Source organism: Actinokineospora sp., from assembly GCF_050699995.1.
Lineage (GTDB): Bacteria > Actinomycetota > Actinomycetes > Mycobacteriales > Pseudonocardiaceae > Actinokineospora.
Genome location: NZ_JBOHGC010000052.1, coordinates 1 through 6,947, shown reverse-complemented (window position 1 = coordinate 6,947; position 6,947 = coordinate 1). Strand labels below are relative to the sequence as shown.

Below are 6,947 nucleotides of genomic sequence, written 5' to 3'. Positions count from 1 at the left end.
CCCAAGGCACCGAATGGATGTACCCCGGCGACCTCACCGGAGGCGGCGGCAACCGGGTCCAGATCGGCGGAGGATTCCACGCCAACACCTACACCACCATGGGCATCACCGACTGGAACCTCGACGGCTACCACGACCTACTCGTCCGCCACACCCCGGACGGATCCATCCGCATCTACTACGGCGACCTCACCGGCGGACACCTCAACGACAACGGCATCAACATCGGCTCGGGATTCGCCGGTCACACCTTCTGGGGAATGACCAACTACAACACCGACCCCACCAAACCCAACCTGATCACCAGAGAAGCCAACACCGGGAACCTCCGTATGTTCACCGGTAACGGCCAGGGACTCTGGGCTGACGGCATCGGCATCATCATCGCCAACGGCTGGTAGATACCGGCGCAGATGGGAGGGCACAGTGCAACCTGTGCCCTCCCATCTGCCTAGCCCGGGGCCATCCCGCTCAGCGCCGCCACGTCAGCCGCGTGGTCTGCGCGGCCTATTACCACAGCCGTTGTCCTGGCTCCGGGAGCCTGCGTACTATTCGGCTGACAGCAAGTCCTGCAGCTCCTGCACAGCCTTCTTCAGCTCATCCGCGAACGCATACATCTCCGCCGCCACCCCCGCCGGCGTGCTCAAGTACAGGTTCAACCGGTCCGGCAGCAACACATACGCCACCCCAATGCACTTCGAAGACGTCGACCCGAACCCGAAGTACTGGATATTCACCGACGGCGCCGAGCTAGTGCTCAGGTAGTCGTCGCGCATCTTGGTCCAGCCTGGGGTGTCGTACAGCGCAAGGGGTTCCCCGCCGCCGCGGCGTTTCTGGATCAGCTGGAGTTCCCATAGGTGCTGTTCGGGCGCTTGGCCCGCCTGGCATTCCTTCGCCCGGGCGACGTGCTTCTCCGCGGCCTTGCGGAAAGCGGCGCGGCGGGTGTCGGGGTCGCCGGATTCCATGGCCTCGACGAACTCCAGGACCTCCGGTGTCACGACCCGCATCGCCTCGGTGCGGCCTCGGTTGTACTGGCGGGTGGCGATGGACTCGTAGGTGGCGCCGGTGATGCCCTTGGTGCGCTTGTGCGCGAGTTGGTACGCCATCTGCGCGAAGGCGTCCGGGGACATGCCCAGCTGCTTCGCTTTGCCTGCCCCGAAGTCGTCGAACGAGACGATCGTGGTGGCGTTGGCGGCGGCGTAGTCGGCGAAGGACTTGGCTGCGGCCGCCACGTCGGCGCGCAGGGCGTCGGTGAGGGTGAACTCGACCAATTCCGACGTCGGGACGCCGGGTGCTGTCTCGGCGGTGGGCTCGTCGCCGAGGATGCGGTCGACGAAGGCGAGGATGGTGGTGCCGTCGAGGCCGCAGTGCTCGATGTTGATCCCCGCGCGGCCGTCGGCGAAGACGATCAGGGACACGGCCTTGTCGAACCACCGGTTGGCGCTGTCGCCGTGCAGCAGGTGGTCGCACGCCTCCTGGGTGTCCTTCGGCGCGAAGTCCTCCAGGCACACGCAGAACAACGCGGTCTCGACGACATCCAGGGCCGCCGCGTTGTCCAGCGCAAGCGCTTGCCTTGTGGCTGCCCACTCCGCGCGGGCCATGGTGGTGAGGTGGCCGACGCAGGTGTCGGAGCGCCCCGGGGTCATCAGGGCGCGCAGAGCCTCGGTGAGGCCGTCGAGGGAGTACGGGCGGCCGTCGGGGGCGATGACGTCGAGCCGGATGATGTTGCCGCGGAACAGCACCGCGATGTGCCGAGCATCCGACGGGCCCGGCCACTCGTCGGTGTACGGGACGCGGACGGTGTCCTGCTCCGCGCCCGGGATGCGGGTGGCGGAGAACAGGTACTTGTTCTGTTCCATCGACAGCGGCTGCCCGCGCTGCAGGACCGGCGGGATCCGCTCGTCGTCAAGGCGCAGCTTGTAGTCGACGGCGGCGGCGGTGAGCGCGGCGGCGCGCTCGACCTGGCCGAGGTCGCTGTCCTTGAACAGGAAGAAGAAGTTGGCGTTGATCGCGATCCGGTCGCGCCTGCCCAGGTAGCGCGACGGCCAGAACGTGTCGAGCCAGCTGTGCACACCCTCGGTCTCGTTGTACAGCACCAACTCCGCGTGCAACTCCCGCGCGGGGCTGTCGGGGCGCAGGTAGTCGGCCACGGCGGCCTCGGTCTGGGCCAGTTCCTGCGCAGTCAGCAGCGGCGCGCACCAGGCCAGGAAGCGCTCGCACGTTTCTTCCAACTCGGGCAGCGGGACCCGCGGCAGGAGGTCCTCGTTGCCGAAGGTGCGGGGAGACCATTGCTGGCTGCTGTTCACTGTGATCCTCGAACTCGGTGGTCGGTTGTGCCCATCATCGCGCGGTCAGGCGCGCGGACGGGAGATATGGAGCCGGGCGTAGAGCCACCCCTCGGCTTCGAGCCCGGCGGGGTCCACCGACACGCTCGACAGCGTGTCCAGGACCTGCGACTGCTCCTCCGCCGAGGCGAACCGCCGCTGCCGGAAGTCCCCGTCGACGGCCTCGGTCTCGTAGCCGAGTTCGGCCAGGCTCTCGGCCACCGGGTCGAAGGAGAACATGCGGAGCACGAAGTGCGCCATCCACGGCCGCCGCTCCTGCGCGCGCGCGATCCGGGAGATCGTCTTCTCGGTCACGTAGCCCACGCAGCCGGTGGAGATGACGATGTCGGTCCCGGCCAGCTCGGCACGCTGTTCCGGGGTCGGGTCGGCCCGCTCCAGGTCGCCGTGCAGCGCGGAGTCGATGAACCCGGTCGACAGCGCGTAGGCCAAGGCGTTCTCGGAGGCGTCGAACCCGGCGAACCGGACGCCGTCGAGGCGCGTGCGCGCGCGAACCAGTTCGCGGTCGCGCGCGACCAAGTCGCCGTGGCCGAGGCCCTCGGTGTCCGCGTAGTGCTGGTACAGGTCGTCCATCGTCGCGTCGCAGCGCAGCAGCGCGGCGTTGATCCCGTAGGAGCAGCCGACGTCGAGGACGTTCACCTCGGCGACGCCGGTCGTCTCTCGGTACTCGTGGATGAGCTTGGAGAAGTACGGCTTCGCCAGTTCAGGAATGCCGTAGTCCAGCTCCCGCAGCGCGCTGAAGTACGCGCGCGGGTCGGGCTGGACGTAGATGTCGTCGAAGGAGATCTTTCCGGTGGTGTCGAAACGCACGGACATGCTCGCTCCCTAGTCCAACAGCTGGTCGCCTCGAACGGCGCGCCCCGCGGCCGCCAGGTGTTCGGGCAGGACACGGCCGAAGAGCTGCCGGGTCCGTTCCACGTTGCCGATGACGCCGGGACGCTCGCTGTAGGCGAAGATCGCCGAGTGGCGGGCCGTCTCGCCGCGCACGGAGGTCACCCGGTGCAGCGAATAGCGGCCTTTGAACAACTGCAGATCACCGGGGCGCAGGGAAAGCCGGCGGATAAGCCGGTCCCCGCTCCCGGTCAGTACCGCGCGCACGTCGCCGAAGTTCTCGGCCCGCCCCGATCGGATATTCGGGCAGTATTCGAACACGCCACCCGCCTGCGATTCCTGGGTCAGCATGCTCACGGTGAATTCGTTCGTGTCGAAATGCCACGGGTGTTCCATTCCCGGCGACACGACATTGAGGCACAACCCGGCCAGCGGGTCGGCGAACTCGTGCAGCTCGGACAGCTCGAAGCACTCGGCGACGAATCGCTTGAACAGCGCGCTGGTGTAGAGCTGGTGGATGAGCGCCGTCTCCGGGATGCGGTCGCGGGCGACGAAAGCGTTGCCACGCTCCAAAATCATCCGTCCGGGATGGTCCGCGGGCAGGTCGGCGTCGAGCGGGATGTTGTAGGCGTTGACCTGCTCGACGTCGTAGTGGGCGAGCGGCGCGACGCCCGCACCCTCCGCGCGGAGCGTCTCCCTTAGTTCTGATCTGATGAAATCCAGCAGCACACTGCAGCCGTCGGCGCGCAATTCCTGACGGGCCCGGGAAACAGCGGTTTGCCACGCGCCGCTTGCCGGATCCGTCAGCGGATAGCGAGCTGTGTCGACCACCTGGTCGATCACTCGGGCTTCCGTAGCGACCATGCGGTTCATTGTGTTGACTCGCGAGTAGCGCCCGCTACCTGAAATGTGCGGTAATTTTCGTGATCGTAGCCATATTGTGTCAGGACACCAAGATCCGTTAAGTTCAGGACTTTTCCAGATATTCCGCCCGGTCTTCGGCGACGAGCTGGCTGACCATCGTGGCCAATCCCGGATACGGCTTGAGGTCCGGGTCGTCGGCGATGAGCGCCTGGGCGACGACCCTGGCGTCGGCGATGACGTCCTCGTCGCGCAGCAGCGACAGCATCTTCAGCCCGGAGCGCGAACCGGACTGGCTGGACCCGAGGATGTCGCCTTCGCGCCGCATCTCCAGGTCGAGCCGGGCGAGCTCGAAACCGTCCAATGTGGACGCCACGGCGGCCAGCCGGTCGCGGGTCGCGGTGCCGCCCGGCATCTCCGTGACCAGCAGACACAGCCCCGGCGCGCTGCCCCGGCCGACCCGGCCGCGCAGCTGGTGGAGCTGGCTGACGCCGAACCGGTCGGCGTCCATGATCACCATGGCGGTCGCGTTGGGCACGTTGACGCCGACCTCGACGACGGTGGTCGCGACGAGCACGTCGATGTCGCCCGCCGCGAACGCCCGCATCACCCGGTCCTTCTCGTCGGGCGCGAGCCGCCCGTGCAGGATGCCCAGCCGCAGCCCCGCGAGCGCGCCCTCGGCGAGCAGCGGCGCCACGTCGGCCACCGCCAGCGGCGGCCTGCGGTCGGTCCCGGAGTCTTTAGGGGGTTCCCCCTCATCGGTGTCCTCCGACGAGGCCTCCTCGCCGATGCGGGGGCACACGACGTAAGCCTGGTGGCCCTTGGAGACCTCCTCGCGGATGCGCTCCCAGACCCGGTCGAGCCACGCGGGCTTCTCCGACACCGGCACGACATTGGTGGAGATCGGGGACCGTCCCGCCGGGAGTTCGCGCAGCGCCGAGGTCTCCAGGTCGCCGTAGACCGTCATCGCGACAGTCCGCGGGATCGGCGTCGCGGTCATGACCAGCACGTGCGGGCTGACGTTCTCCCCGGCTCGCGCGCGCAGGGCGTCGCGTTGCTCGACCCCAAAGCGGTGCTGCTCGTCGACCACGACGAAACCGAGGTCTGCGAAAGAGACCTTGTCCTGGATCAGCGCGTGCGTGCCGACGACGATGCCGGCGGCGCCACTGGCCGCGTCGAGCATCGCCTGCTTGCGCTGCGGCGCGGTCAGCGAGCCGGTGAGCAGCGTGATGTTGGTGGCGTTCTCGGCGCCGCCGAGCTGGCCGCCCTGGGCGAGGTCGCCCAGCATCTCGGCGAGCGAGCGGGCGTGTTGCGCCGCAAGGACTTCCGTCGGCGCCAGCAGCGCGGCCTGCCGACCGGAATCGACGACCTGCAGCATCGCGCGCAGCGCCACGATCGTCTTTCCGGAACCGACTTCGCCTTGCAGGAGCCTGCTCATCGGGTGGCTGCCGGAAAGGTCCTCCGCGATCGCGTGGCCGACCTCGACCTGGCCCTTGGTGAGCTTGAACGGCAGCCGCTGGTCGAACGCGTCGAGGATGCCCCCAGGCCGCGGCGGGCACGCGGGCGCGGGCCGGGCGCCACTGGCCATCCGGCGCTGGGCGAGCACCAACTGCAGCGCCAACGCCTCATCCCACTTGAGCCTGGTCTTCGCGGACTCGACGTCGGCCCAGTCCGCGGGCAGGTGGATCGCGCGAACCGACGCGTCGTACTCCGCGAGGCCGAGCTTGTCGCGCAGCTCATCGGGGAACGGGTCCTCGATCTCGTCGAGCATCCCCAGCGTCTGGCTGACGCACTGCGCGATCTGCCAGGACTGGATCTTCGCCGACGCCGGGTAGACCGGGATCAGGCTGCCCGCGAACTCCTCGGCGTCGACCTCGTCGGTCGAGTCGAACAGCTGGTAGTCGGGGTTGGCGAGCTGCAACTTGTTGCGGAACGCGGTGACCTTGCCCGCGAAGAGCGCGTTGAAGCCCGGCTTGAGCTTGTCCATGTGCCAGGGCTGGTTGAAGAACGCGCACTCCAGCGACTTGCTGCCATCGGTGAGGACGACCTCGACGATCGACCCGCGCTTGGTCTTCATCTGCCGCTTGTTGACCGAGACGACCTTCGCCATGACCGTGACGTGCTCGCCGACCTCCAGGCCCGCGATCTCGGTGAGCTTGCCGCGCTCGGCGTAGCGGCGGGGGTAGTGGCGCAGCAGCTCGCCCGCGGTCTCCAAGGAGAACGCGGCCTTCAGCGCGTCGGCCGACTTCTTGCCCACCACCCGGTCGAGCTTCTCGCTCAGCGAAGCCATACCTCTCCGTTCCGCACTCGGCTCGCCAGATTATGTCGACTCGCACCGACACCGGCACGCGCCCACCCGCGAGTCCCCACTTCCCGACACCGAGTTCCCATTTCGCCCTGTGGACAAGTGGGCGCGAAACGAGAACTCGTTGTCGGGAAGTGGGGACTCGCGGGTTATTCGAGGCCGAGGGTCAGTACGGAGTCGGACTGGCCGCCGCGGTAGACCACCAGTTCGGCCTCGGGTCGGGCGGTGCGCAGGTACTCGGTCAGCGCCTCGGGGAGGCCATCCGGGGCGTCGCGGCCGAGCAGCGCGGTCACCAGTTCGCCGCCTACCGCGAGCATCCGCTCCACCACCCCGCACGCGACCTTGATCAACGCGTCGGACAGCGGTGGGCCGGGCTCGATCAGGACCACCTCGCCGTCGGCGAACCCGACCACGTCGTTCGCCGCGCACGGGCCGATCCAGGTGATCGCGGCCTCCTCGGCGACCACGACCGCACCGCGCCGGGTCGCCGCCGCGGCCTCCGCCATCGCGACGACGTCGTCGCCGGAGCGGCGCCTCGGGTCGTGGACCGCGATCGCGGCAAGCGCTTGCACGGGCGACGCACAGGGCACCACTACGACATCCTGGCC

The 6,947-nt window shown here is 68.4% G+C and carries 5 protein-coding genes and 1 pseudogene; 1 reads left to right on the top strand and 5 read right to left on the bottom strand.

Annotated features, from left to right (window positions below; genetic code table 11):
• A partial coding sequence (locus tag ACRDSQ_RS03350) for a hypothetical protein (RefSeq protein WP_431418647.1) occupies nucleotides 1–401 on the top strand: 401 nt, incomplete at its 5' end.
• Nucleotides 402–548: 147 nt separating this feature from the next.
• On the opposite strand, the gene ACRDSQ_RS03345 is transcribed toward ACRDSQ_RS03350, so the two are convergent.
• The 5 genes and pseudogenes from ACRDSQ_RS03345 to ACRDSQ_RS03325 all read right to left on the bottom strand — a co-directional run.
• The gene (locus tag ACRDSQ_RS03345) at nucleotides 549–2,312 is read right to left on the bottom strand and encodes a choline/carnitine O-acyltransferase (RefSeq protein WP_431418650.1); all 1,764 of its coding nucleotides are present in this window, start codon (nucleotides 2,310–2,312) and stop codon (nucleotides 549–551) included.
• A gap of 39 nt (nucleotides 2,313–2,351) precedes the next feature.
• Nucleotides 2,352–3,158 (bottom strand): class I SAM-dependent methyltransferase, encoded by an 807-nt coding sequence (locus ACRDSQ_RS03340; RefSeq protein WP_431418645.1) that lies wholly within the window; start codon nucleotides 3,156–3,158, stop codon nucleotides 2,352–2,354.
• Nucleotides 3,159–3,167: 9 nt separating this feature from the next.
• Nucleotides 3,168–4,037, bottom strand: coding sequence for a HalD/BesD family halogenase (locus tag ACRDSQ_RS03335; protein ID WP_431418649.1), 870 nt, complete (start codon nucleotides 4,035–4,037; stop codon nucleotides 3,168–3,170).
• Between the two features lie 103 nt (nucleotides 4,038–4,140).
• Nucleotides 4,141–6,324 carry an ATP-dependent DNA helicase RecG gene (gene recG, locus ACRDSQ_RS03330; protein ID WP_431418643.1) on the bottom strand — a complete coding sequence of 728 codons (2,184 nt, stop codon included), beginning with the start codon at nucleotides 6,322–6,324 and terminating at the stop codon, nucleotides 4,141–4,143.
• 164 nt (nucleotides 6,325–6,488) lie between these two features.
• A pseudogene (locus ACRDSQ_RS03325) lies at nucleotides 6,489–6,947 on the bottom strand (DAK2 domain-containing protein); the annotation flags it as partial.

Excerpts from the sequence above, each read along its gene's own strand:
- ACRDSQ_RS03340 (WP_431418645.1), bottom strand. The coding sequence starts at position 3,158 with ATGTCCGTGCGTTTCGACACCACCGGAAAGATCTCCTTCGACGACATC.
- ACRDSQ_RS03335 (WP_431418649.1), bottom strand. The coding sequence starts at position 4,037 with ATGGTCGCTACGGAAGCCCGAGTGATCGACCAGGTGGTCGACACAGCT.
- recG (WP_431418643.1), bottom strand. The coding sequence starts at position 6,324 with ATGGCTTCGCTGAGCGAGAAGCTCGACCGGGTGGTGGGCAAGAAGTCG.